The following is a 24,621-nucleotide window of genomic DNA, read 5'->3' on the forward strand; positions in this document are numbered from 1 at the left end:
AAATTTTATTTTATTTTTCTTTAAAAATAATTATTTTTTTAATTTTTTCTCTATTTGTTTTATCTTTTTTATCATCTCTGGTAATTTTTTTAAACTAGCTCTAATTCTCATATCTTCTTTTAAACCAACTATAGGAAAACCTGCTAAAACTTTATTTTCTTCTTTAACATTTCCTGTAACTGCTGATCTTGCTGCAAACATATTATTTTTTCCTATTTTTATATGTCCACCAATACCAACTTGTCCTCCCATAGTAACATTTTCTCCAACTTCTGTACTTCCTGCTATTCCTGTTTGAGAAGCTGATAAGAAATTTTCTCCTAAGATAACATTATGTCCAACTTGTACTAAATTATCTAATTTTGAATATTTTTTTATTATTGTATCTCCTATTGTTCCTCTATCAATAGTTGTATTTGACCCTATCTCAACATCATCTTCTAATACTACTCTTCCTATTTGCTCTATTTTCATATTATTACCATTAACTTTTACAAATCCAAATCCATCTCCACCTATTATTGCTCCACTTTGAATTATATTTCTTTCTCCTAACTCACAAAACTCTCTTATTGTTACATTTGGATATATTATAGAATTTTTTCCTATTTTAACTCCTTCACATATTGTTACATTTGGATATATTATAGTATTTTCTCCTATTTCTACATCATGTCCTATATAAGCATTAGGTGCTATTTCTACATTAGAACCTATTTTAGATGAAGCTTCTATTAATTTATTAAACTTTTTTCTAGGCCTTTTAAAAAAATTTAATAATAATGGCATTAACTCTCTTGGATTTTTCTTAGTAATTAAAAAAGTTTTTCCTAAATTTTCTGGCAACTCAATATCTGGAACTATTATTACTTTTGCTTTTATTTCTGCTATTTTATGAATAAATTTTTCATCTGCTGCAAATGTTAACTCATCTTCTTTTGATTGAAAAAAGGGAGAAAGACCTTTTACTAAAAGACTTTTATCTCCCTTAATTTCACAATTAAGAAGATTTGCAACATCAGTTATTTTATAACTCATGTTATCCTCCTATGTATAATTTATTTGTTTTTTTCCATTTCTGCTAAAACTTCTTTAGTGACATCTTTTCCACCAAATTTTACAGCTCCAGCTTCTAAAATATAATCTAATTTCTTATTTTTAGCAACTTTTGAAATTGCCTTATTCATAACATTTTCAACCTCTGCTACTTTTTCATTTCTTTCTTTAGCCATTTTATTTTTAGAATCTTTTACAAATTTTTCAAGCATTTTTACTTTATCATTAAATATTTTTTTATCTTTTTCTGTAGCCTTATCACCTTTAGAATTCAACTCTATTTGTAATTTTTTTAATTCTACTTGTTTTTGTTTTAAAGTATTATCTAATGTTGCTCCTTCTTTTTGTAAATTTTGATCTATTAATTTTGTTTTAGAATATTTGTAAAATAATTCTTGAGAATTTACAACTCCTATTTCTAACGCTAGAGCAGATGTTGACATAACAACTGTCATTGCTAATAATGCTAATTTTTTCATGTTATCCTCCTATGTAGTTTTATATTTAAAATGATTGTCCCATATTAAAGTAGAACTGCATTCCACTTGCTTCATCATCGCCAATTGGCCATCCAAAATCAAATCTTAATGGACCCATTGGAGTATTTACTCTAAGACCTACACCTGCTGTATATGCTATCTTATCTGGCATTTGTGCATCTCTTTTATAACCTTGATCTATTCCTTTATAATCCCAAGCTCTTCCTGCATCTATAAATATAACTCCTCCTAAAACATCATTAAATTGAGTTCTATTCTCTAAATTAACTGTAAATTTCCTAGTTCCTCTAAATTCTCCACCATCATATCCTCTAAGAGTGCTACTTCCTCCAACCCAATATCTTTGAGATTCTTTTGTATCATCTGATTGTATTCCAAAAACAGCTCTATATGCAAATATATTATTTTTCGTAAATCCTCTATGATATTTTCTAGCTTCTAAAGTTGTGTTTGTAAAATAACTTGATTCTTCTCCTGAAGCATATCCTAGTTCTACTTGCCATTTATAGAATTCTCCTTTAGTTGGATTAAAATAACTATTTCTAGTATCATAAGAAATAGAAGGATAAATACTATATAAATTATATTTATCATCATAATATTTTATATGACTACCATCTGAAGCAATTCCAAATTCTTTACTTGGACTTGTCTCTACCATTTCAAATTTAGTTCCTAAATTTATTCTTACATTTTTAGTAAGCCCTTTTCCAACATTAGCACTGATTCCGTAAGTGTCTATTTCATTAAAAGCTTCGCTGTCTCCATTTTCATAATCGTTTTTATAAATACTCCATCCCCAAGAAATTCTATCTGTATCTTTTATCCATGGATCTGAAAAGTTTATAGAAAAACTACTATAATTTTCATCTGATTTTTCATAAGATAATGAAGCTCTTTGACCTTTTCCTTTCCAGTTATTTTCTTCTAAAGATAAAGTTCCCATAAGTCCTAATTCAGAACCATACGAAATTGCTCCTTGAATTCTTGCAGTTCTATCTTCTTCAACCAATAAAACAATTTCTTTACTATCTATAGAATTTACAACATCTCTCACTTCATATTTAACACTTTTTATAAAACCTAGTCTCATTAAATTCTCTGAAGTTCTATTATATTCATTTATATTAAAAACTTTTCCTTTTTCTATTTCTATTTCTCTTTCAATTAAATAATCTTTAGTTTTTAGTATTGTATCTTTTGCTTCTCTTCTTTGTCCCTTTTGTTTTGTTACCATTTTTTGAAATTTAACATCTTTAACTAAACCTTCTTTAAGAAAAATATTAAGTTCTGATTTTTTATTTAATGACATATCTTGAACCCTTGCAAGAACATATCCATCTTGACTATATTTTTTTATTATAGCTTCTCTATCTTTTCTTAAAATATTATAATTTAATATTGTTTTAGTTTTAGTTTCTATTAATTCTTTAATTTCTTCTGTCTTATATACTGTATTTCCTATTATATTTACTTTTTTTATTATAGGATTTTCAGTAAAATAAAAATCAATAACTATTCCACCATTAACTTCTTCTATGTCAGGAGTTATTTGTCTAAAATATCCTGACTCAACTAATTTTCTATACCCTTCTTTTAATTTATTATTAGAGTAATATCCTCCAATTTCTAAAGGGATTAACTTTGCTAATTTTTTAGTCGGAGTTTCATAATTTCCATAAAAGTTTATTTCTTTTATTATAACTGATTTATTTATGTTTTCTCTATCTGAAACTGGTACTATCCCTTTTTTTCTTAAAATTTCTTTAACATCTTTTTTTTCTTTAATATCAACTACTAATCTTATCCCCTCATTATAATACTTGGGGTAAAGCTTAACAGTTTCTATATAATCTAATTCTTTTAAAGTTTTGTAATCTTTTACCATTTTTTCTGTAGAAAATTTATTTCCTTTTTTAGAAATCATTTTAGATAATATTGTTATTTTAGGTATTTCTCTAACATTGTTTATTGTTATTTTTTCAATTTTATAATCCTGACTTTTTATATTTTTATCTGCTCCATATGCAAACATCATCATTATAAAACTCAGAACAATCACAAACTTTTTTCTCATTAAATCCCTCCATTAAAAATCAAATTTTTTCTCAAATTTTAATTCAATATAATAGTTAATTTCTCGCCTCTTTACTTCTACATCATCTCTTAATTTTTGTGCACCAACTCCCCATGAAATATTTTTATTTATCTTATTATATACATTTACGTCATAATTTACAAGTCCATAAGATTCCCTTGATTTTTCACTGTTAGAATCTCCCATAAAATTAAATTTCACTTTTCCAAATATCTTTTCTTTATATAAAGGCATCTGTGCTTCTAAATAAGCTCCATATAAAGTTTCTTCCTTTTCTTTATTATTTTTATTTTGCTCTGCTATAATATTAGAAGAAACTCTTAGTTTAGGTAACCTAAAGACTTCTTTAAATATTTCAACTATTGGGTTTACAACTATATCTGAAATCTGACCTCCTAATATATTAGTTAATAATAAATGTGCATTTCCATATCTATTTTCATCAAGTTCCTCTCCGTTTAATAGACTATCCAAAGTATTTACAGAAGTTGTATCTCCACTTCTTATTTTAAATGTTAAATTTTTACTTAATCCACTTAAAGATATTTCAAAAATCTTAGAATTTATTATGGAACTGGTAACTAAGACTACATTTGGATTTAAATCTGGAATATATTCATTTCTATTATTAAAAAGTATTAAAGCTTTGTCTATAGTAAATTCGTTTCCATTTAAAAGAAATCCACCATCTTTGATGTTAGTTTCTCCTAAAAAGTTTAATTTTTTTAAATTTCCTTGTAAAAGCCCTTGACCAAATATTTTACCTCTTAAATTTGAAATATAGGAAGTTGTCTCTTTTACATTTAAATCTATACCATTATCAATATTAAAACCAATGTTAATTTTTAAATCTTCAGAAAAATAATCTTTAGATTTTAAAGTTTCATTCTTAGATTTTTCTATAATAATATTATTCATTAATTTTTCTTTTATAAAATTTTTAATCCAAGTTATTAAACTTAAATCTTTTTTTAAAATATTTTTTATTTCTCCATTATTTATAGTTACATTCCCTATTATTCTATTTTTTAAAAATTGCATTCTAGTATTAAAATTCAAATCAAAATAATCATCAAAAGAATAAGAAATATTTCTTCCATCTAAAATCAAATTATATAATATATTATTTGAATCTAAATCTAATCCTTTACCTAAAGAATCTTTTTTTAAAATGTTTCCTTTTATATTAACGGTTCCACCATTTAATATCCCTAAAAATTTATTAATAATTAATTTATTTTTTTCTATCTTTATAGCACCTGATAAATTAGATAAATAAAGCTTATATTTTTCTAAAGCTAAGCCAAATTTATCAACAACAATATTCCCTAATGCCCCATCATTAAATAACTTTAAATCAATTTTTCCTATTCCTTTAATATCGTTAATCCCATATTCATTGAAAATAATATTGAAAAAATCTAAATCCACCCCTAAACTTTTTAAATTCATTTCATAGTTTTTATTTTGTAAATTGTAATTTCCCTCCATATTAATTTTACCATTTTTATAATTTATAAGAAATTCTTTTAATTTAAGATCCTTATTATCTCCCAATATTAATATCTTAACATTATCTATTTTATTTTCTTTGTACTTTATTTTATCACTTAAAGCAAAAAGTTCATAATTTATTTTATCAAAAGAACCTTTTATATTTCCTTTTATATTTAAATCTCCTGTTAAATTTGAACTAGTTATAACTTCCTGAATATTTAACTTTTGATTAGGAAGTTCTATTTCTAAATTATTTTCTCCTAAATCAACATACCCTTTAGAATATATTATATTTTTTCTATCGCTATCCTTTAGAGTTATTTCTGATAATTTTATTTTTTTATTCTTAAAATCTCCTTGAAAATATATCAAAGGAATATTTTTACTTTTATATTGCATTTGGCTTAAAGTTCCTCTAAATTTTCCGAATATATTTTTTTTATTAATATTTCCCGTCAACTTTCCTATTAATTTTCCTTTGCTTCCTGTAATATTTTTAATAAGATCTGATTCAAAAATATCAATATCATAACTTCCTATTTCTTTTTCTAAATAATACTTAAAGTTTAAAACATTATTATTAATTTTAAAATCATCTGAAAAAACAGTTTTATTTAAATAGCTAATTTGTCCTGAAAAATTTAAAGGAATATTATCTTTTATATAGATTTCCCCTTTATCTATTTTAATTTCACTATATAAATTATCTTTTTTCCCATAAATTTTTCCATAAATATTTTCAATATTATAACTATAATTTTTAAAATCAATAAATTTCTCATCTAAATTTTTTAAATTAAATTTAAAATCAGACAATGTGCTTTTAATATTATAATTTCCACTTAAATTTAAATATCTATTATTTAAATTTAATATATTTATTTCATTATCAAAATAACTTAAACTCGATTTTAATCCTCGAAACATATAATCTTTTATCTTTACAGTATTTATTTGACCGTCAAATAATATCTTTACTTTATCTTTTTTAGATATTTTTAGTTCTCCAAAAATACCTTGAATATTTAATTTATTCTTTTCATCCTTATAATCAATTTTTTTTAAGTCAATGTTTGCTAAGTGATTATTTTTACTGCCTCTAATCTCACCTTTTAAATCTATATTAACTAATTTTTCTTTTATCTCTAGAGTTAGATTATGTAGTTTAAAATTAAAATTATACAAAAAATTTTTTAAATTTAACTTACCTTTTATTTCGCCTTTTTTTTCTTCTTTAAGTTTTATTTTACCATTAAACTCTACCTCTTCGTCATTATTTTTTTTCATATTCAAAACAATATTTTTATCTTCTAATTTAGCATTAAAAAATCCTTTTAAACTTAATATTTTTTTATCTCTCAAACTATATTTAAACTTAAAATTATTATCTTGATTCAAATCTAATATTTTATTTTTATAATCATAATTTCCTTTTAAGTAAAATAATTTAGAATTTAATTTAAAATTAATTCCATCTCTTACTAATTTAAAATCAAAACCTAAGTTTATATCTGAAAATATTTTTTTAGGATCTTTTATCGTAAATTTTAATTGACCTAATTTATTCTTATATTTTAAATCGGTCACTATCTCTTTACTAATTTTATTTTTAGGAATATCCAATGTTACTGTTGATTTAAGATTTTTTAGTTTAAATTCTTCATCTTCATATATAAAATTACCATGTATATTATCTATTTTAACTTTATTTTTTTCTATTCCTTTTGGACTATAAAAAAATATATCTACCTTTAGTTTATCTTTATATTTTAAATTAACATCAACTTCTCCAAAATATATTTTGTTTAATTTTAAATTTAAATCATTTAAATATTTATATGATGATGCTGTATCATAGGACAAATCTTTAAATTTAAAATTAATATCTGTTCCTTCTTTTTTACTATATTCTAAATTAAATAAACCTTTCTCTTTATCTCCTAATAAATAATCTCCATCTATTTTTATTTTTTCGCCTAAAAATTTTAAATCTAAATTTACATTTGAAATTGGAAGAAAAATATCACTATATCTTGCTTTTCCATCACTAAGTTTTCCCTTTCCAAAATATCCTTCTGGATTTATTCTAAAATCTATATTCAAATTTCCTGATATATTAGTTATTTCTCCTTTACTGTCATAAGCATATTGAAATATTGATTGATTAATTTTAATATTTTTAGCTATAATATTAAAATCATATCTTTTTTTTAATGTATTAAAATTTAAACTATATTTTTCTTCTCCATTATTTCCTGTAGCATTAATATCTATAGAATATCCTTTAAAAAACTCTATAGTTGAATCTACATTTTTTGCCCTCATTTTAATTTCTTTTGTATAGCTCTTATCAATATATAAAACATCTGCATCTGAAATATTGATTTTTTTTAAAATAGGATTATAAGTATTTTTTTTCTCTTCTTTTTTTAATTTTTTGTCTGATGAATTTATTTTTACAAAAATATGAGCAAAATTATAATAATTATCCTTTCTTATAAAGATAACTTTAGGTTTATAAACATTTATATTTTCTATTTTAAAATTATCATATTCTATTTCAACTTTTGGAATTTCTCCTGCTTTTATATTATCATAGTCATATAAATCTACATTTTTCAAACTTATTTTACCTTTTCTATAATCGCTTCCTTTTTCAAAAACTAATTTTTCTATCTTTATATTCCCTCTTGTAAATAATTTAAAAGCATAACTAACAAATAACTCAGTTTTATAAATAGAAAGATAAAATATAAAAGAAATAAAAAAAAGAGGGAGAATTACAAACAATGTTTTTCTATGTTTTTTCATATAATTAATCATTGTACTCATCTCCTTCTTTTTTCTTTTTATAATGGTCTCTTTGCAGGAATCCCTGTTTTACGTGGATATTTTTTATTTGTTTTCTCTTTTTTTATTATTTCTAATATTACTCTTGGTTCTAATGAATAAGGCAACTCTTCTATAAAACTATTTTCTAAACTTGATTTTAAAATAGTTAAGGCATTAGAACTACTATTTTCTTCTTTTGTTCCTATCATTTTTTGGGGTAAAAATTTTCCTTGTACCTTTAAAAAAGGAATAATATATTCTAAAATTATATTTAATTTTGAAACCCCTCTACAAAATCCAAGATCATAAGTTTCTCTATTCTTAGAATTTATAAACTCTTCTGCTCTGATACTAATCGCTTCAACATTTTCAATTTTTAATTCTTCTTTTACTTGATTTAAAAACTTAATTTTTTTCCCTACAGAATCAATTAAAGTAAAATGTATTTTAGGATTACAAATTGCCAGAACCATACCTGGAAACCCTGCCCCTGTTCCTATATCTATTGCCTTTCCTGATTTTAAATTGAAATGTTTCATTAATAAGAGAGAATCTAAAAAATGTTTTTCAATTATTCCTTTCTCATCTCTTATTGCTGTTAAATTTGTATGAGAATTATATTCCATTAATAATTTAAGAAACTTCATTAAATTATCTACTTTTTCTTCCGATATTTCAATTCCTATTTTTTTTATTCCTTCTATTAAATATTTTTCCATTAATTTTTTCCTCTCATTTTTAAATATATAAGTAAAACTTGAATATCTGCTGGTGAAACTCCTGATATTCTAGAGGCTTGTCCTATATTTAAAGGTCTTATCCTTTTTAGTTTTTCCTTTGCTTCTCTTGGGATATTCCCTAAAGAATCATAATCCATATCTTCTGGTATTTTTTTATCTTCTAAATTTTTATGTTTTTGTATATTTTTCATAGAACGTTCAATATATCCTGAATATTTAACTTGTATTTCAATTTGATATTCTATATCTTCTAAATAATTTTCTAAATTAAATTCTTTTATTAATTCACTTACATATACAACATCTTTATAAGTTACTGCTGGTCTTCTTAAAAATTCAAATAATGTTATACCATTATTAATTGGCTTTTCATTATATTTCATTAAAATTTCATTAACTCTAGGATTGCTACTACCAATATATTGTTTTTTTAATTTTTCAATAACTTCTTTTACTTTTTCTTCTTTAAAACAAACTCTTTTATATTCCTCTTCTTCAACTAATCCTATTTCATACCCTAATTTAGTTAATCTTAAGTCCGCATTATCTTCTCTTAAAATTAATCTATACTCACTTCTTGCAGTAAACATTCTATAAGGTTCATCTGTACCTTTTGATACTATATCATCAATTAATGTCCCTATATATGAATCTGCTCTATCTAGTATAATGGAATCTTTCCCTTGGATTTTTCTAGCTGCATTTATTCCCGCCATAATTCCTTGAGCTGCCGCTTCTTCATAACCTGATGTTCCATTTATTTGACCAGCAGTATATAAATTCTTTATTTTTTTACTTTCTAAAGAATAAGTTATTTCCTCAGTATCTACATAATCATATTCAATTGCATAAGCATATCTCATTATTCTTGCATTTTCTAATGCAGGGATAGCCTTCATAACTTCATATTGAACCTCTGCAGGTAATGAATTAGAAAGTCCGCTCACATAAATCTCATTTGTATCATACCCTTCTTTTTCTAAAAAAAGATGATGTTGAGTTTTTTCAGGATATTTAAATATTTTATCTTCTACAGAAGGACAATATCTAGGTCCTGTTCCCTGTATAGTTCCATTATATAAAGGTGACCTATCTTTATTTTTTCTAATTATTTCATGAGCTTTCTCATTTGTATGAAGAAGATGACAAGAAATTTGTTTTCTTTTAGATAATTCTTCATAAGACGAATGTGTGGAGAATCTTAATTGACTTTTATCTCCTGGTTGTTCTTCTGTTTTAGAAAAATCTATTGTTCTTTCATCTACTCTAGCAGGAGTTCCTGTTTTGAATCTTCCTAACTTTATTCCTAATTTATCTAATGCGCATGGCAACTCTTCTGAAGATAATTCTCCCATTCTTCCACCGCTAAAATGGCTCTCACCTATATGAATAAGCCCTCTCATAAATGTTCCTGTTGCTATTATAACTGCTTTAGAAGAATATTCCACTCCTTCTTTTGTCTTAACACCTGTTACCTTTCCATCTTTCACTATAAGATCTGTTACTATTCCTTGTATAGTTTCCAAATTTTCTGTATTTTCAAGTGTCTTTTTCATTTCAATTGTATATCTAGGTTTATCTGCTTGAGCTCTCAAAGATCTTACAGCTGGACCCTTTTTAGTGTTTAATACTCTTATTTGTATGAATGTTTTGTCTATATTTCTTCCTATTTCTCCACCTAAAGCATCAATTTCTTTTATCAAATGTGATTTAGCAGGTCCTCCTAAAGATGGATTACATGACATGTACCCTATTCTATCTAAACTTATAGTAAAAATTGCTGTTTTTAAGCCCATTCTAGCTGGAGCTAAAGCTGCTTCACATCCCGCATGACCAGCACCTATTACTATAACATCAAAATCTAACATTTTTTCCTCCTAATCTTCTTTAAATTCTTTTTTTATTAATCCGTTTAATTTATTTGCTGTTTTTGAATCTGTTACTACAATCAATATATCATCTTTTTCTAATTTAGTATTAGCTGTGGGATTAGGAATTAATTTACCTGTTATCTTTTTTATTCCAACTATATTCACATTATAATTTTTTCTAATATTAGCTTCTAAGATAGTTTTTTCCCAAAATACTGAAGGTGCCTTTATTTCTGCTAATAAAAAATCTTGAGAAAATCTTAAATGTTCTATCATATTAGGCTCCATTGCTATAAGAGCTGTTCTTTTCCCCATATATTCTTCAGGATATATTACTTGATCTGCCCCAACTTTCTCTAAAAGTTTTCTATGTTTTTTGCTTGATGCTTTAGCAATTAATTTTTTAACCCCTAATTCTTTTAAATTAAGCGTTATCATTATACTCGGTTCAATTGCTCCAACACAAACAAAAACTATATCAAAATTTTTAACTCCTATTTTTTTTAATTGTATCTCATCTGTAGCATCTAAAATAACTGCATTTTCAGCATAATTAGAATTCACTATTTCTTGAACTTCAGTTTCTTTAGAATCTATTCCTAAAACTTCTTCTCCTGCTTCGTATAAAGTTTTTAAAACACTACTCCCAAAACTTCCCAACCCTATTACTAAATATTGCTTCATTTATTCCTCCCAATTATATTCTATCCTACAATAATATTTTCTTTTGGGAAACTTATTTTTTCAATTTTATTAGTTCCACCAAAAGCAATTGCAAATGTCATAGGACCTAATCTTCCTATAAACATAGTTATAATTATTAATAATCTAGATACTGTCCCTAAATCTGATGTTACTCCTAAAGTCAGCCCCACAGTTCCAAAAGCTGAAACTACTTCAAAAATTGCTTGATTAAATGTTATATTTTCTATAGATAAAATTATTAAAGTTATTGTTAAAATATACGCTATTGCTAAAACTAAAATAGTTATAGCTCTGTTTAATATCTCCCATCCTATTCTTCTATTAAATATAGAAATCTTTTCTTTTTTTCTAATTACTCCTATAACATAAAAAATTATTACTCCCATTGTTGTCGTTTTAATTCCTCCACCAGTCGATCCTGGAGAAGCTCCTACAAACATCAACATACAAAACATTAATATAGAAGATTCTGTTAAATTTCCAATTGGTACAGTATTAAATCCTGCTGTCCTAGTAGTTACGCTTTGAAAAAAAGAAGCTAATATTTTTTGACCTAAAGGCATATTTCCAATTGTTCCGTTATTTCTATACTCAAAAACAAAGAAAAAAAACATACCTATAACAGTTAAAATAGTTGTAATTGTTACTGCAACTTTAGAAGTTAAATCTAATTTATTCCTTTTGTATCTTACAGAATATACTATAGAATTTATTACTGCAAATCCAATTCCACCTATAATTATTAAATAAGCCACTGTCATATTTATTAAAAAATCTGAAGAGTAACCTTCTAATCCATTAGTAAACAAACTAAAACCTGCATTACAAAAAGCTGAAATACTATGAAATATTCCAAAATAAACAGCTGTTTTCAAAGGCATTTCTTTTAAAAATCCAATTGTCAAAAATATTGCTCCAATAATTTCTATTGAAAAAACAGTTAGAATAACTTTCCTTAAAAAACCAATAATTCCGCCATTATCTTCTACATTTCTCTCTTCTTTTAATAATTCTCTTTCCTCATAAGTTATCTTTTTTCCTATAAGCATAAAAATAAATGAAGAAAAAGTCATTATTCCTAGCCCTCCAAGTTGGATAAATATAAGTAAAACCATTTGTCCAAAATTAGTTAATTCTTTACTTACATCTATAACAGATAAACCTGTCACACAAATTGCTGAAGCTATTGTAAATAGAGCTGTTATAAAACCTAGCCCCTGGCTACTTGTTGTTGCCACTGGTAACATTAAAATTAATGTTCCAACAATTATAGCTATCATAAATCCCATTATTAATTTTTGAGAAAGAGAAAATTTTATAAAAAAATTAAATTTTTTCATTTTTTCCTCCAATATTATTTCTTTTATTACTCTTACTATTTTACTTTATTTTACACTAGCTTTCAAGTTTTTTAATCTTTAAATAAAAATACCGCTAACAATTTATGTCAGCGGTAAAAATAACTTTTATACTACTATTTTCTAATTCCTAATTGAGCAATTAAACTTCTATATTCATTGATATCTTTTGAAGCTAAGTAGTTTAATAATCTTTTTCTGTGTCCTACCTTTTTAAGTAATCCTAATCTTGAATGGTAATCTTTTTTGTGAACTTTTAAATGCTCTGTTAAATGTTTGATTTCCTCTGTTAATATAGCTACTTGTACTCTAGTAGAACCAGTATCTTTTTCATTTTTTCCAAATTCTTTAGTTATTTCTAATTTTGATCTCATTTAGCCTTCCTCCTAATTTTATTATTTAACCCACGAAATAGGAGGCCAATCCCACATCCTAGGATAAATTCATATAATTGTAACATACATCATTTAATTTGTAAAGATTTATTCTTCTTCTTTTTCTGTTTCTTCTTTTTCTTCTACTTCTTCTTGTTTAATTTCCTTTTCTTTAACTAATAGTAAAGGAGGTAATTCTTCCCCTCTCATAAGAGCTTCAAACTCAGTTCTCATAACTGTTTCTCTTTCACATAACGCATGAGCTAAGGCATCCAATTTTTCTCTATTATCTACTAAAGCTTGTACTGTCTCTGCATAAGTTTCTTTTACAAGTCTTATAATTTCTTCATCAACTTCTTTACCCGTTACATCACTATAATACTTTTGTTGGAACATATCCCCTTCATTTGTTCCATCTAATAAAATTGGTCCAAATTTTTCGTTCATACCATATCTTGTTACTATTCCCTGAGCTATACTAGTAGCAACTTTAATATCTTGGCTTGCTCCTGTATTTACTTCTCCAGATACTAATTCATCTGCAGCTCTTCCCCCATAACACATTTTCATTTTATTAATAAACCATTTTTTAGAATAATAATATCTGTCCTCATTAGGTAGTGCCATTGTATATCCACCTGCCATACCTCTAGGTATTATTGTTACTTTATGAACAGGATCTGTATCATTCATATATAAATAATTTATCACTGCATGTCCAGCTTCATGATAAGCTGTTTTTAGTTTTTCTTTTTCAGAAACTACTTTTGATCTTTTTTCTGAACCCATTTCAACTTTTTCAGAAGCCTCTTCCAAGTCAGCCATATTTATTTCTTCTCTACCTTGTCTTGCTGCTAAAATTGCTGCTTCATTTAATATATTTGCAAGATCTGCTCCTACTAAACCTACTGTTTTTCTCGCTAACGTTTGAAAGTCTACATCATCTGCAAATTTTTTATTTTTAGCATGTACTTCTAAAATCGCTTTTCTTCCTTTTATATCCGGAGCGTCTACAACAACCTGTCTATCAAATCTTCCTGGTCTTCTTAGAGCTCTGTCCAAAACATCTGGTCTATTTGTTGCTGCCAAAACTATAATAGTTTCTCCAGTTCCAAACCCATCCATTTCAACTAAAAGTTGATTTAAAGTTTGTTCTCTTTCATCATTTCCTCCGCCTTGACCAGAACCTCTTTTTCTTCCAACAGCATCTATCTCATCAATAAATACTATACATGGAGCTGATTTTCTAGCTTTAGCAAATAAATCTCTTACTCTTGATGCTCCAACACCAACAAACATTTCTACAAATTCTGATCCTGACATACTAAAGAATGGAACTTTAGCTTCTCCTGCTACTGCTTTAGCAAGTAAAGTTTTTCCTGTACCTGGATTTCCTAATAATAATACTCCTTTTGGAATTTTAGCACCTAAATTTTTAAATTTCTCAGGTTCTTTTAAAAATTCTACAACTTCTTGAAGTTCTTGCTTAGCTTCATCAATTCCTGCAACATCTGCAAAAGTTACATCAGATATTTCTTCTCCATTTTCTTTTGCTTTTGATTTTCCCATATTAAATATTTGAGGTCCTCCGCCTCCCTTGTTCATCTTATTTAGCATGAAGAACCAAACTCCTATAAGAAGTAACATAGGGAACCACGAAGCAAGTAAATTTAATATAAATGGTAATTCTTCAGGTGGTGTTGATTTTATTACAACACTACTATTCTCTAATGTTTTAACTAAATTAGCATCTTGTCCTAATCTATTTGTTATCATTCTAGTTTTATAAACTTTTAATTCTTCTCCCTCTCCAATTCTTCCATAAACAAAACCATCTTTTTCTTCAACTGATTTTATCTCTTGATTTTTTGAAAGATCAATAAATTCACTATATGATACATTTTTGGCAGGTGTTTTCTCCATATCTGACATCATGTTTGGTAAAGAAAGTAACACTGTTATAATAAAAATTAACATTATCAATCCTTTAAAACTTAACTTGCTTTTTTTCATATTTAATTTTGAATTCATTCCTGAATAAAGTTTATCTTTTAATTCGTTCTTTCTTTCTTCTAACTGTTTTTCAATTTCTTTTTCTTTCTTAGGATCCTTCTTTTTTTCTTCTTTTTCAGAATCTTCTGATTCTTTTTCAGTATTTTCTTCTAAATTAGCTTCTTTTAATTCTTCGTCACCTTTAGAACTTTCTTTTTCCTCTATAGTATCATCTTTAACTTCATTTTCAATTTCCAATTTTTCTTTATTCTTCTCCTCAGAAATCGAACTTTTAAGATTTTTATCTTTATCTTCTAGCATTCTTTCCTCCTTACATTTAGCACAACTGTTCCCTTTTTATCTCTTGAGATAAATTTTTCACTCTTTTTTATATTCCCTATACATACTATTTCATCTTTACATAAAATTATAGGCAAACTTTCTCTTTTAGATTTAGGTACTTTTGAATTTATCATTATATCTTTAACCTTTTTTGGATTTTCTAATCCTTTTAACTTAATCCTATCACCAGGTTTTCTAATTCTAATTAAAAGATCTTCTCCTTCTTTTAAAGTTGTTAAAAAATCAGTCTCATTTAATTTTATTTTATTTTCTATGTTAAAAGTCGATATAATATAATCTCCAAAAATTACCTCACCAGGAATTTTAAGTGTAGTAGTTTCTAATTCTTTTTCTTTTATTTTGTTCTGTACTATTGTTATTCTATCATACTCTTTTAATAGAGTATAGTCTTTATCCAATTTTATTTTTTTACTTCCCGTAGTTTTCAATAATTTAAATATATTTTCTATTTTGCTTCTTGAAGTTTGGATATTATTTAAATTTAAAAATTTATTTATAACTTTCTTTTGAATGTAAGGATTTTCATTGAAAATCTTTTGCCAATTTAATTTGTTCACATCAATATAATCATTATAATCAATTTCAATTGTACTATTAATTTCTTTTATTTCTTTCATTAAATTAAAAATTTTATCTTTAAATTTAGGATTATACCTTTTTTCTATAAAAGGTATTAAATCTAATCTTATAGAGTTTCTTGTATATTCATTTTCAAAATTAGTATGATCCAGCATATATTCTATACTATTTTGATCCAAATATTCTAAAATATCCTTTTTATATATTTCATTCATAGGCCTTATAAATTTATCTCTAACTTCTGCTATCCCCTCTAACCCTTCTAGAGAAGAACCTCTCATCATTCTAAATAAAAAAGTTTCTACTTGATCGTCTAAATTATGAGCTAAAGCCACTTTATTTCCATTTATTTTTTCTAAAACCTCATCAAAAAATGAATATCTGATTTCTCTACCAGCTTCTTCTAATGTTATTTTCTTTTCTTTAGATAGATTTTCCATACTTTTTTTTCTTACAAATACTGGAATATTATTCTTTTCTCCTATTTTTTTCACATGATTCTCATCCCTTAATGCAAACTCTCCTCTATATAAATGATTTATATGAGCTAAAGCTAATGTTAAGTTGTATTTGCTTCTAATTTTTAAAAAAACTTCTAATAAAAAAATAGAATCTGGTCCTCCTGAACACCCTAAAACTATCCTATCATTTTGCTTTACTAATTTTTCTATTTCTATTCTTCTTATAACTTTATCTATTACATTCATTATTAACTCCTAATTATACAATAAAATAAGTTGTTTTTTTCTTTTTATAATTAAATAAAATATCTATTTTATCCACTTTTAAAGTATCTATATCAAAATTAAATCTTTCTATTTCTGTTTTTTTATAAGCTTCTCTTGAAGTTTTAAAATCCATTTTTTCAACTTCGTTCTTATATTTTTCTTTGTTTTTATATGAGTTAAGCCACTCTGGATAATAACCAGGTTTTTTAATCATTAAATAATCAAATTTTAAATATTCCAAAAATTCATCTTTTTTAGGAAAATCTTTCATGTTATAAAAATCTACAAAATAATTAAATATTGCCACTTCTTTATGCGCTATATCTAAATATCCATTATTTTTATAATACCTTCCTATTTCTTCAAAAAATTTAAATGGACTTTTATAAAAATTAGATATTACAAACTCTAAAGATTTTAAAAACTTTTGAGAGTTATAATAATAATCAAGAACTTCTTCTAAGTCTTTTAATTTACAAACATCCTCATAAGATAAAAATTTGTTATATAAAAATTCATAAGGAGGATAATCTATATATTTATAACCATATTCCTCTACTTTAGTTTCCATTTCTGTTCCACTTAGAATTTTCAAAAAACCTAGTTGAATCATTTCACATTTTGTTTTATAAACATAATTAAAGGACTTCCCAAAAGTTTCATAATCCTCATAAGGAAGACCCGCTATTAGATCTAAATGTAAATGTATCGTCTTATTTATTTCTGTAACATTATGAAATAATTTTTGTAAATCATTTTTTCTATTTATTGATTTCATTGTATCATAATTTATTGTTTGAACTCCTATTTCAAATTGAAAAAATTCTCTAGGTACTTTTTTTAAAAATTCAAGAACCTCATCGTCAAAAATATTTGCATTTATTTCAAAATGAAAGACAATATCCTCTCTATAATTTTCAAGTAAAAATCTCCATATTTCTAAATATCTTTTTTTATTTAAATTAAAAGTTCTATCCACAAATTTAACTAATTTAGTCCCAATATCTATAAATTTTTTCAAATCTTTTTTAGTTCTTTCTAAAGAAAAGAATCTAACACTTTTATCTATTGAAGACATACAATAAGAACAATTAAAAGGACATCCTCTTGCAGATTCATAATAAACTATTTTATGTATATCTCCTAATTCTTCATCTGTATACGGAAAAGGAACTATATCTAAGTTATCTATTAGTCTTTGATAACCATTAAATTTTATTTTGTTATTTTCTCTATAATAAATTCCTAGTTGATTTTCATCTTTATTCAAATAAGATAAAATTGTTATTTCTCCCTCTCCTATCATTATTCCATCAATAAATTCATTACTTTCCATTATTTCTTTAGGAATATAGCTAACTTCTGGTCCCCCAAATAATATATTACTATCCTTTAATATTTTTTTTAATTCTTTTGCTATTTTTAAAACCATTTCAACATTCCAAATATAAACTGAAAAGAATATATTTTTTGGCTTTTTTTCAACTATATCTCTTATGATTTTATTTATATTATTGTTTATTGTATTTTCATATATATCTATTTCATAATTACTATTCTCTAGTACAAATTTCTTTAAATATCTAATTGCTAAATTTGTATGAACATATTTACTATTTATTCCAACCAAAATATTATCCAATATTATCACCTATTTCTTTTTATTTTTTCTCTGAAATTCTAAATGTTCCCCATATGTTTTACTAAAATAATGAGCTCCATCACCTTTAGCTACAAAAAATAAATAATTAGTTTTAGAAGGATTATAAGCTGCATCAATAGAAATTTTATCTGGATTTCCTATTGGTGCAGGAGGAAGTCCCTTATTAACATAAGTATTATAAGGTGACTCTACCTTTAAATCTTTGTAAAAAATCCTTTTTTTCTTATAATTAAACACATAATTAACTGTAGCATCTGAAGATAATGTCATTCCTTTTTTCAACCTATTATAAAAAACTGAAGCTATTAATTTTTTATCTTTTTCAACTTGAGCTTCTCTTTCTATTATAGAAGCTAATATTAACTTTTGATAAAATTCTTCTTTATCTGAATATTTTTCAGGAGGAAACTTTTTTAAAAATTCATCTAATATTGTTTTTATTATTTCTTTTTCGCTAACATGTTCTGGAAAATAGTAAGTATTTGGATAAAAATATCCTTCAAAATTATTTTTAGGAGTTATATAAGGAAAATCTATATTTTCCAATTCCTTAATGAACTTATTTTTATCTATTTTTTGCTCTTTTTCTAATTTTTCTATTATCTCATTAACAGTTAATCCTTCTTGAATTGTAAATTTGAAAATTTTATCTTTTCCTTTTTGTAACATTTCTACTATTTCTTTTATAGAGTAACTTCCATTTAGTTCATAGTATCCTGCTTTTATATCCTTACCATTATTACATAATTTTAAATATACCTTAAAATAAAATACCCTTGAAGGTTTTAATTTTTTAATTGTTTTTATTACTGAATCACCTTTTTTTATTTCTAAAACTTGATTATATTGAATCTTTCTTTCTACTTGATAAGTTATAAAAGCCATTCCTAAAATAATAAAAATAAAAAAGATAGAAATTATCCTTTTTAATTTATTTAGAATTCCAATCATAAATCCTCCGTATATAAGAACTGCTCTCTATTAATAGTTATCTATTAAATTGAGAGCAGTTATCATTAAATTATTTTTTTCTGTTATTATCTCTTCTTCTTGGTCTTTCGTTTCTTTCTGATCCTGAATTTGATCTTTTTCTTACTTTAGCTTTTTCTACTAAAGGTTTTCTTCCTTTTCTTCTTTTTGCAAATATTTCTAAAATTTGTTCTGCTTCAGCAAAAGGAACATTCATAAATGAAAAGTTTTCATAAACTTCAACATTTTTTATTTTAGCGCTAGATACTCTTGATTCTTTAACTATTAAATCCACTATTTTTTTAGGTGTCATTTTATCTTCTTTTCCTAAAGCAATAAATAATCTAGTTTTTCCTGTGTTATCTACTGTCGCCTCTTGAATTTCATTATAATTTGAACTATCTAAAACATCTTCATAATTTAATTTTAGTACTGCTGCTAGAACTTCTTCAGGAGTTCCTTCTTTTAACAATTCTAAAGCCATATCTTTAAAGTCAGCCATTTCATTTTCTTTTAAATTTCCTATAACATTTTCTTTTATTCTATGTTTTCTAGATACAATTACATCTTTAATTCCTGGTAATTTTTCTTTTCTTATTTCTGTTTTAGTAACTCTTTTAATTTGAAGTAATCTTTTATATTCTGAAGGTGTTATAAAAGTAATTGCAGTTCCTTCTTTTCCTGCTCTTCCTGTTCTTCCTATTCTATGAACATAACTTTCTGCTTCTTGAGGAACTGAATAATTCACTACATGTGTTAAATCATTAACGTCTATTCCTCTAGCCGCAACATCTGTAGCAACTAATATTGTTATATTTTTCTTTTTAAATCTTTTTAATGTTTTTTCTCTGTAGTTTTGAGTTATATCTCCATGAAGTTCTCCAGCATCATAACCTCTATCATTTAATTTCCCTGTAACTTCATTTACATCATTCTTTGTTCTACAAAATACTATTCCATAAAACTCAGATTCTAAATCAATTATTCTGCATAGTGCTTCAAATTTATCTTTTTGTTTTACTTCAAAATATATTTGATCTGTCAAGTTTGTTGTTAATTCCTTCGCTTTAACTTTTAAAACTTCATAATCTTTTCTCATATGCTTTTCAGCTATTTTTAAAATTTCTTTTGGCATTGTAGCTGAGAAAAACAACATTCTTTTTTCTGGTTTAGTATAACTTAAAATTTGCTCTATATCGTCTATAAATCCCATATTAAGCATTTCATCTGCCTCATCAAGAATAAAATAATCAATACTATCTAATTTTAATATCTTTCTTTTTATAAGATCGATTACTCTTCCAGGAGTACCTACAACTATATCTACACCTTTTCTTATTTGTCTTATTTGTTGATCAATTGCTTGCCCACCATATACTGGTAAAACTTTAACTTTTCTTCCTATCGCAAAAGAATTTGTTTCTTCTGCAACTTGAATAGCTAGTTCTCTAGTTGGAGCAAGTATTATGGCTCTAACTGCTCCATTACTTTTTTCTATTTGTTCTAGTATTGGTAATGCAAAAGCAGCTGTTTTCCCTGTTCCTGTTTGAGCCTGACCTATAACATCCTTTTCTCCCTTTAATAATACTGGTATAGTTAATGCTTGTATCGGGCTAGGTTCTTCGAACCCCTTTTTTGATAAAGCTTTAATTGTCTTATCTCCCAATCCAAGCTCTCTAAATTTTTCTAATTTGTTCATTCGTCACTTCCTTAAATATATTTTAATTTTTTATTCACAGTTTAGTCTTTAACTTAATAAGTATATCATATATCATACAAAATGTATATTATTTTTAACAATACAATTAATATAAAAAGTAAAGCAACCAATAAAAATATTGATTGCTCATAAATCTTACACTAACTTTTTTTTAATTCTATTTTAGTTATTAAAAGCCTCTTCTCTTTCTTGTTCTATTTCTTCTGAGGATTTAGGCATTGCCTCTCCCAATCTCATTCCACCATTTTTAGTAACTAAAAAATCTCCTTCATATCTCATTCCACCAAAATCCATATATTTTTCTAGCTCTAAATAATTTATATTTTCTAAAAATTTATTTTCATTTCTCCATTTTTTTATCAATTCTGGGATAAAATATATTCCAGGTTCTACAGTAAAAACAAACCCATCTTCTAATTCTCTACCCAATCTTAAAGAAGATAATCCAAATTGTTCACTTTTTGCTTGTCCATTATATCCCACAATTACCTCTCCAAAATTTTCCATATCATGAACATCTAATCCCATCATATGTCCTAAACCATGAGGCATAAATAAAGCATGTACTCCTTTTAAAACTATCTCATCCACTGCTCCTTTTAAAATTTTCATGTCTTTTAACCCTTTGGCTAGCACCCTAGAAACTTCCAAATGAACTTCTTTATATGTTATTCCCGGAGCAATTAATTCTTCTGCTCTATTAAACATTTTTATTAAAATATTATAAACTTCTTTTTGTCTTTCATTAAATTTTCCAGATACAGGAATTGTTGTTGTCATATCTCCACAATATCCATTATTCAATCTTGCTCCTGCATCTATTAATAATAAATCTCCTTCTCTCAATGTGTTTTCATAAGAATTATTATGTAAAATTTGACCATTTTTAGTGCATATACTTGGAAAAGACAATAAACAATTTTTACTTTTTGCTATATTTTCTAATAATGCAGCAACTTCATATTCTTTCATTCCTGGTTTAACTTTCCTCATTGCCTCTAAATGCATTTTTCTTGTTATATTAACTGCTTTTTCTATTTCTTTAACTTCCTCTGGAGATTTTAAATTCCTTTGTTTTGCTACAGCATAACAAAGTTCCTCAGAAGCATATGTGTTTATTGTTTTAGCTGTTACTCCAAAACATTCTCCTATTTCTATTTTTATTGATGGATTATATATAGGTACAAACCTTACTGGTAATCTTTTATCTAAAGTAGCTTGTATATAATTGGATAAATAACTAAGGGGTCTCAGATTTTCAATCCCAACTTCTTCACACTGATCTTTTAATTTTTCTTGAGGTCCCATCCAAATAACATCTTCCATTGTTATTTCATCTCCAAAAATATATTCCTCATCATTATCTATATCTATAATTCCAAAAAGATTTTCTCTATTTAAACCAAAATAATATAAAAAAGTAGAATCTTGTATAAATCTAAAATTATTATCTTTAAAATTCATAGGTAAAAGCGTATTCCCACAAATTAATATCAATCCCTTTTCAAATTCTTGTTTTAATGCCATTCTTCTTTTTTCATAAGTATCTCTTGAAAACATAATTTCACCTCTTCAGTCTTTATTTTATAATAAATTATATTATTTAAATAAAGAAAAATCAATTTTTTTAATTTTTTTTAATTTTTTTTAATTTTTTTATTGACATAATTTCTAAAATCTAGTATACTTATATTCGTTGAAACAACAAATGCCTGGGTGGCGGAACAGGTAGACGCACGGGACTTAAAATCCCGTGGTATCTTGATACCGTGCCGGTTCGATTCCGGCCCTAGGCACCATTTAAAAATATTTAAGGAGATTTTATTCTCCTTTTTTTTATATTTATATATAGGAGGATTTATGTTTTTGGAAAAAATTGGAATTATTGGAGCTTTGGATGCTGAAATAGATATTTTGCTTAGCTCTATGAAAAATAAAAAAGAAATAAAAATAGGTAGAACTATTTTTTATGAAGGACAACTTTCTGAGAAAAATGTAGTTATTTTTAAATGTGGTGTTGGAAAAGTTAATGCTGCTATTGGAGCTAATACTGCTATTTTAAAATTTAATGTTTCTAAAATTATTTTTACAGGAATAGCTGGAGCAATAGATAACTCTCTTAACATTTTAGATTTAGTTATTTCTACTGACTTAGTTCAACATGATTTTGATCTTACTGGTTTTGGATGTCCTTTAGGACTAATCGATGGAGAAAAATCTATAAAATTTAAAGCTGATGAAAAATTAGTTACAACTGCTAAAAATTCTGCCATTAAAATTTTAGGAAAAAACAAAGTTTTCCTTGGAACTATTGCCACTGGTGATCAATTTGTAGCTAATAAAAAACAAGTTAATTTTATTGGAGAAACTTTTGGAGCTAAAGCAACTGAGATGGAAGGAGCTGCTGTGGCACAAGTTTCTCTTAACTATAATATTCCTTTTGTTGTATTAAGAGCTATGTCTGATAAAGCTGATGGCTCTGCTCATATGGATTATAATGAATTTAAACCTGTTGCTGCTGATCATTCTGCTAAAATTGTTATTGATATGCTTAAACATATATAAACATACTTTTTAAAAAACTAGAGTCTTAAAATAAAGCTCTAGTTTTTTTTATTTTCTTAAATGTAATACTTATTGAAAAGTAACATTAATGATGATAGAATAATACTATATATTTTTTAGGAGGGACAATTTGAAAGGAATAATACTAGCAGGAGGATCTGGAACTAGACTTTATCCATTAACAATGGTAACTTCTAAGCAGCTTTTACCTGTATATGATAAGCCCATGATTTTTTATCCTTTATCTACACTTATGTTAGCTGGAATAAAGGATATTTTAATAATATCAACACCTCAAGATTTACCTAATTTTAAAAAACTATTAGGTGATGGATCTAGTTATGGAATAAATTTAAGTTACGCTGAGCAACCTAGCCCTGATGGTCTTGCCCAAGCTTTCCTAATAGGAGAAAATTTTATTAAAGGAGATTCTTGTGCAATGATACTTGGAGATAATATTTTTTACGGAGCAGGACTTAGTAATCACTTAAAAAAAGCAAGCTCAAATAAAAATGGAGCTACAATCTTTGGATATTATGTAAATGATCCCGAAAGATTTGGAATTGTTGAATTTGATAAAAATGGAAAAGCTATATCAATAGAGGAAAAACCAGAAAATCCTAAATCTAATTATTGTGTTACAGGTTTATACTTTTATGATAATAGAGTTGTTGAATTTGCTAAAAAGGTTAAACCTTCTAAAAGAGGAGAACTTGAAATTACTGATTTAAATAAAATGTATTTAGAAGATAATTCTCTTAATGTGGTTACTTTAGGAAGAGGATATGCATGGCTTGATACAGGAACTGTAGATTCTTTATCTGATGCTAGTGAATTTGTTAAAGTTATTGAAAATAGACAGGGTATTCAAATATCTGCTCTTGAAGAAATCGCCTATACTAATAATTGGATAACAAAGGATGAACTGTTAACTGCAGCTAATCTTTATGGAAAATCTACTTATGGACAATATTTAAAAAAAGTTGCTTTAGGAAAAATCAAATATTAATC

At 25.6% G+C, this 24,621-nt stretch carries 17 protein-coding genes and 1 tRNA gene; 3 read left to right on the forward strand and 15 right to left on the reverse strand.

Translation table 11 applies throughout. The features are described 5' to 3' along the window. Nucleotides 1-30: 30 nt before the first annotated feature. The 15 genes from lpxD to Q7K47_09625 all read right to left on the reverse strand — a co-directional run bounded on the left by lpxD (nt 31) and on the right by Q7K47_09625 (nt 22,605). The gene (lpxD, locus tag Q7K47_09555) at nt 31-1,038 is read right to left on the reverse strand and encodes a UDP-3-O-(3-hydroxymyristoyl)glucosamine N-acyltransferase (protein ID MDP0507440.1); all 1,008 of its coding nucleotides are present in this window, start codon (nt 1,036-1,038) and stop codon (nt 31-33) included. 20 nt (nt 1,039-1,058) lie between these two features. Then, a complete protein-coding gene (locus Q7K47_09560; protein MDP0507441.1) occupies nt 1,059-1,535 on the reverse strand; it encodes an OmpH family outer membrane protein in 477 nt (158 codons plus the stop codon). A 25-nt stretch (nt 1,536-1,560) separates the two neighbouring features. After that, nucleotides 1,561-3,633: a BamA/TamA family outer membrane protein gene (locus tag Q7K47_09565; protein MDP0507442.1), complete on the reverse strand. Its 2,073-nt coding sequence runs from the start codon at nt 3,631-3,633 to the stop codon at nt 1,561-1,563. 12 nt (nt 3,634-3,645) lie between these two features. Continuing rightward, nucleotides 3,646-7,974, reverse strand: coding sequence for a hypothetical protein (locus Q7K47_09570; protein ID MDP0507443.1), 4,329 nt, complete (start codon nt 7,972-7,974; stop codon nt 3,646-3,648). Between the two features lie 26 nt (nt 7,975-8,000). Next, a complete protein-coding gene (gene rsmG, locus Q7K47_09575) occupies nt 8,001-8,702 on the reverse strand; it encodes a 16S rRNA (guanine(527)-N(7))-methyltransferase RsmG (GenBank protein ID MDP0507444.1) in 702 nt (233 codons plus the stop codon). After that, nucleotides 8,702-10,591 carry a tRNA uridine-5-carboxymethylaminomethyl(34) synthesis enzyme MnmG gene (gene mnmG, locus Q7K47_09580; protein ID MDP0507445.1) on the reverse strand — a complete coding sequence of 630 codons (1,890 nt, stop codon included), beginning with the start codon at nt 10,589-10,591 and terminating at the stop codon, nt 8,702-8,704. Before mnmG ends, rsmG begins: the two co-directional genes overlap by 1 nt. A gap of 9 nt (nt 10,592-10,600) precedes the next feature. Further along, nucleotides 10,601-11,278, reverse strand: a complete 678-nt coding sequence (locus tag Q7K47_09585; protein MDP0507446.1) for a TrkA family potassium uptake protein — start codon at nt 11,276-11,278, stop codon at nt 10,601-10,603. A gap of 20 nt (nt 11,279-11,298) precedes the next feature. Continuing rightward, nucleotides 11,299-12,639 (reverse strand): TrkH family potassium uptake protein, encoded by a 1,341-nt coding sequence (locus Q7K47_09590; protein ID MDP0507447.1) that lies wholly within the window; start codon nt 12,637-12,639, stop codon nt 11,299-11,301. Nucleotides 12,640-12,773: 134 nt separating this feature from the next. Continuing rightward, nucleotides 12,774-13,031 carry a 30S ribosomal protein S15 gene (gene rpsO, locus Q7K47_09595; GenBank protein ID MDP0507448.1) on the reverse strand — a complete coding sequence of 86 codons (258 nt, stop codon included), beginning with the start codon at nt 13,029-13,031 and terminating at the stop codon, nt 12,774-12,776. A gap of 108 nt (nt 13,032-13,139) precedes the next feature. Then, nucleotides 13,140-15,344 (reverse strand): ATP-dependent zinc metalloprotease FtsH, encoded by a 2,205-nt coding sequence (gene ftsH, locus Q7K47_09600; GenBank protein MDP0507449.1) that lies wholly within the window; start codon nt 15,342-15,344, stop codon nt 13,140-13,142. After that, nucleotides 15,338-16,672 (reverse strand): tRNA lysidine(34) synthetase TilS, encoded by a 1,335-nt coding sequence (gene tilS / locus Q7K47_09605; protein ID MDP0507450.1) that lies wholly within the window; start codon nt 16,670-16,672, stop codon nt 15,338-15,340. The genes ftsH and tilS overlap by 7 nt, the downstream gene beginning before the upstream one ends. Before the next feature lie 13 nt (nt 16,673-16,685). Then, nucleotides 16,686-18,344 (reverse strand): B12-binding domain-containing radical SAM protein, encoded by a 1,659-nt coding sequence (locus Q7K47_09610; protein ID MDP0507451.1) that lies wholly within the window; start codon nt 18,342-18,344, stop codon nt 16,686-16,688. Next, a complete protein-coding gene (mltG, locus tag Q7K47_09615; GenBank protein ID MDP0507452.1) occupies nt 18,345-19,307 on the reverse strand; it encodes an endolytic transglycosylase MltG in 963 nt (320 codons plus the stop codon). Between the two features lie 70 nt (nt 19,308-19,377). Then, nucleotides 19,378-21,024 carry a DEAD/DEAH box helicase gene (locus Q7K47_09620; protein ID MDP0507453.1) on the reverse strand — a complete coding sequence of 549 codons (1,647 nt, stop codon included), beginning with the start codon at nt 21,022-21,024 and terminating at the stop codon, nt 19,378-19,380. 183 nt (nt 21,025-21,207) lie between these two features. After that, nucleotides 21,208-22,605: an aminopeptidase P family protein gene (locus Q7K47_09625; GenBank protein ID MDP0507454.1), complete on the reverse strand. Its 1,398-nt coding sequence runs from the start codon at nt 22,603-22,605 to the stop codon at nt 21,208-21,210. 150 nt (nt 22,606-22,755) lie between these two features. Here Q7K47_09625 and Q7K47_09630 point away from each other — a divergent pair. The 3 genes from Q7K47_09630 (at nt 22,756) to rfbA (ending at nt 24,619) form a co-directional block, all read left to right on the forward strand. Beyond that, nucleotides 22,756-22,844 (forward strand) — tRNA-Leu (locus Q7K47_09630). A 61-nt stretch (nt 22,845-22,905) separates the two neighbouring features. Beyond that, nucleotides 22,906-23,610: a 5'-methylthioadenosine/adenosylhomocysteine nucleosidase gene (locus Q7K47_09635; protein ID MDP0507455.1), complete on the forward strand. Its 705-nt coding sequence runs from the start codon at nt 22,906-22,908 to the stop codon at nt 23,608-23,610. Between the two features lie 130 nt (nt 23,611-23,740). Continuing rightward, nucleotides 23,741-24,619 (forward strand): glucose-1-phosphate thymidylyltransferase RfbA, encoded by an 879-nt coding sequence (gene rfbA, locus Q7K47_09640; GenBank protein MDP0507456.1) that lies wholly within the window; start codon nt 23,741-23,743, stop codon nt 24,617-24,619. Nucleotides 24,620-24,621: the final 2 nt, after the last annotated feature.

The organism is Fusobacterium sp. JB019, from assembly GCA_030673965.1.
Lineage (GTDB): Bacteria > Fusobacteriota > Fusobacteriia > Fusobacteriales > Fusobacteriaceae > Fusobacterium_B.

What these genes read in the sequence shown, in the direction of transcription:
- lpxD (MDP0507440.1), bottom strand. Translation starts at nt 1,038, where the DNA reads ATGAGTTATAAAATAACTGATGTTGCAAATCTTCTTAATTGTGAAATT.
- Q7K47_09560 (MDP0507441.1), bottom strand. Translation starts at nt 1,535, where the DNA reads ATGAAAAAATTAGCATTATTAGCAATGACAGTTGTTATGTCAACATCT.
- Q7K47_09565 (MDP0507442.1), bottom strand. Translation starts at nt 3,633, where the DNA reads ATGAGAAAAAAGTTTGTGATTGTTCTGAGTTTTATAATGATGATGTTT.
- Q7K47_09570 (MDP0507443.1), bottom strand. Translation starts at nt 7,974, where the DNA reads ATGATTAATTATATGAAAAAACATAGAAAAACATTGTTTGTAATTCTC.
- rsmG (MDP0507444.1), bottom strand. Translation starts at nt 8,702, where the DNA reads ATGGAAAAATATTTAATAGAAGGAATAAAAAAAATAGGAATTGAAATA.
- mnmG (MDP0507445.1), bottom strand. Translation starts at nt 10,591, where the DNA reads ATGTTAGATTTTGATGTTATAGTAATAGGTGCTGGTCATGCGGGATGT.
- Q7K47_09585 (MDP0507446.1), bottom strand. Translation starts at nt 11,278, where the DNA reads ATGAAGCAATATTTAGTAATAGGGTTGGGAAGTTTTGGGAGTAGTGTT.
- Q7K47_09590 (MDP0507447.1), bottom strand. Translation starts at nt 12,639, where the DNA reads ATGAAAAAATTTAATTTTTTTATAAAATTTTCTCTTTCTCAAAAATTA.
- rpsO (MDP0507448.1), bottom strand. Translation starts at nt 13,031, where the DNA reads ATGAGATCAAAATTAGAAATAACTAAAGAATTTGGAAAAAATGAAAAA.
- ftsH (MDP0507449.1), bottom strand. Translation starts at nt 15,344, where the DNA reads ATGCTAGAAGATAAAGATAAAAATCTTAAAAGTTCGATTTCTGAGGAG.
- tilS (MDP0507450.1), bottom strand. Translation starts at nt 16,672, where the DNA reads ATGAATGTAATAGATAAAGTTATAAGAAGAATAGAAATAGAAAAATTA.
- mltG (MDP0507452.1), bottom strand. Translation starts at nt 19,307, where the DNA reads ATGATTGGAATTCTAAATAAATTAAAAAGGATAATTTCTATCTTTTTT.
- Q7K47_09620 (MDP0507453.1), bottom strand. Translation starts at nt 21,024, where the DNA reads ATGAACAAATTAGAAAAATTTAGAGAGCTTGGATTGGGAGATAAGACA.
- Q7K47_09625 (MDP0507454.1), bottom strand. Translation starts at nt 22,605, where the DNA reads ATGTTTTCAAGAGATACTTATGAAAAAAGAAGAATGGCATTAAAACAA.
- Q7K47_09635 (MDP0507455.1), top strand. Translation starts at nt 22,906, where the DNA reads ATGTTTTTGGAAAAAATTGGAATTATTGGAGCTTTGGATGCTGAAATA.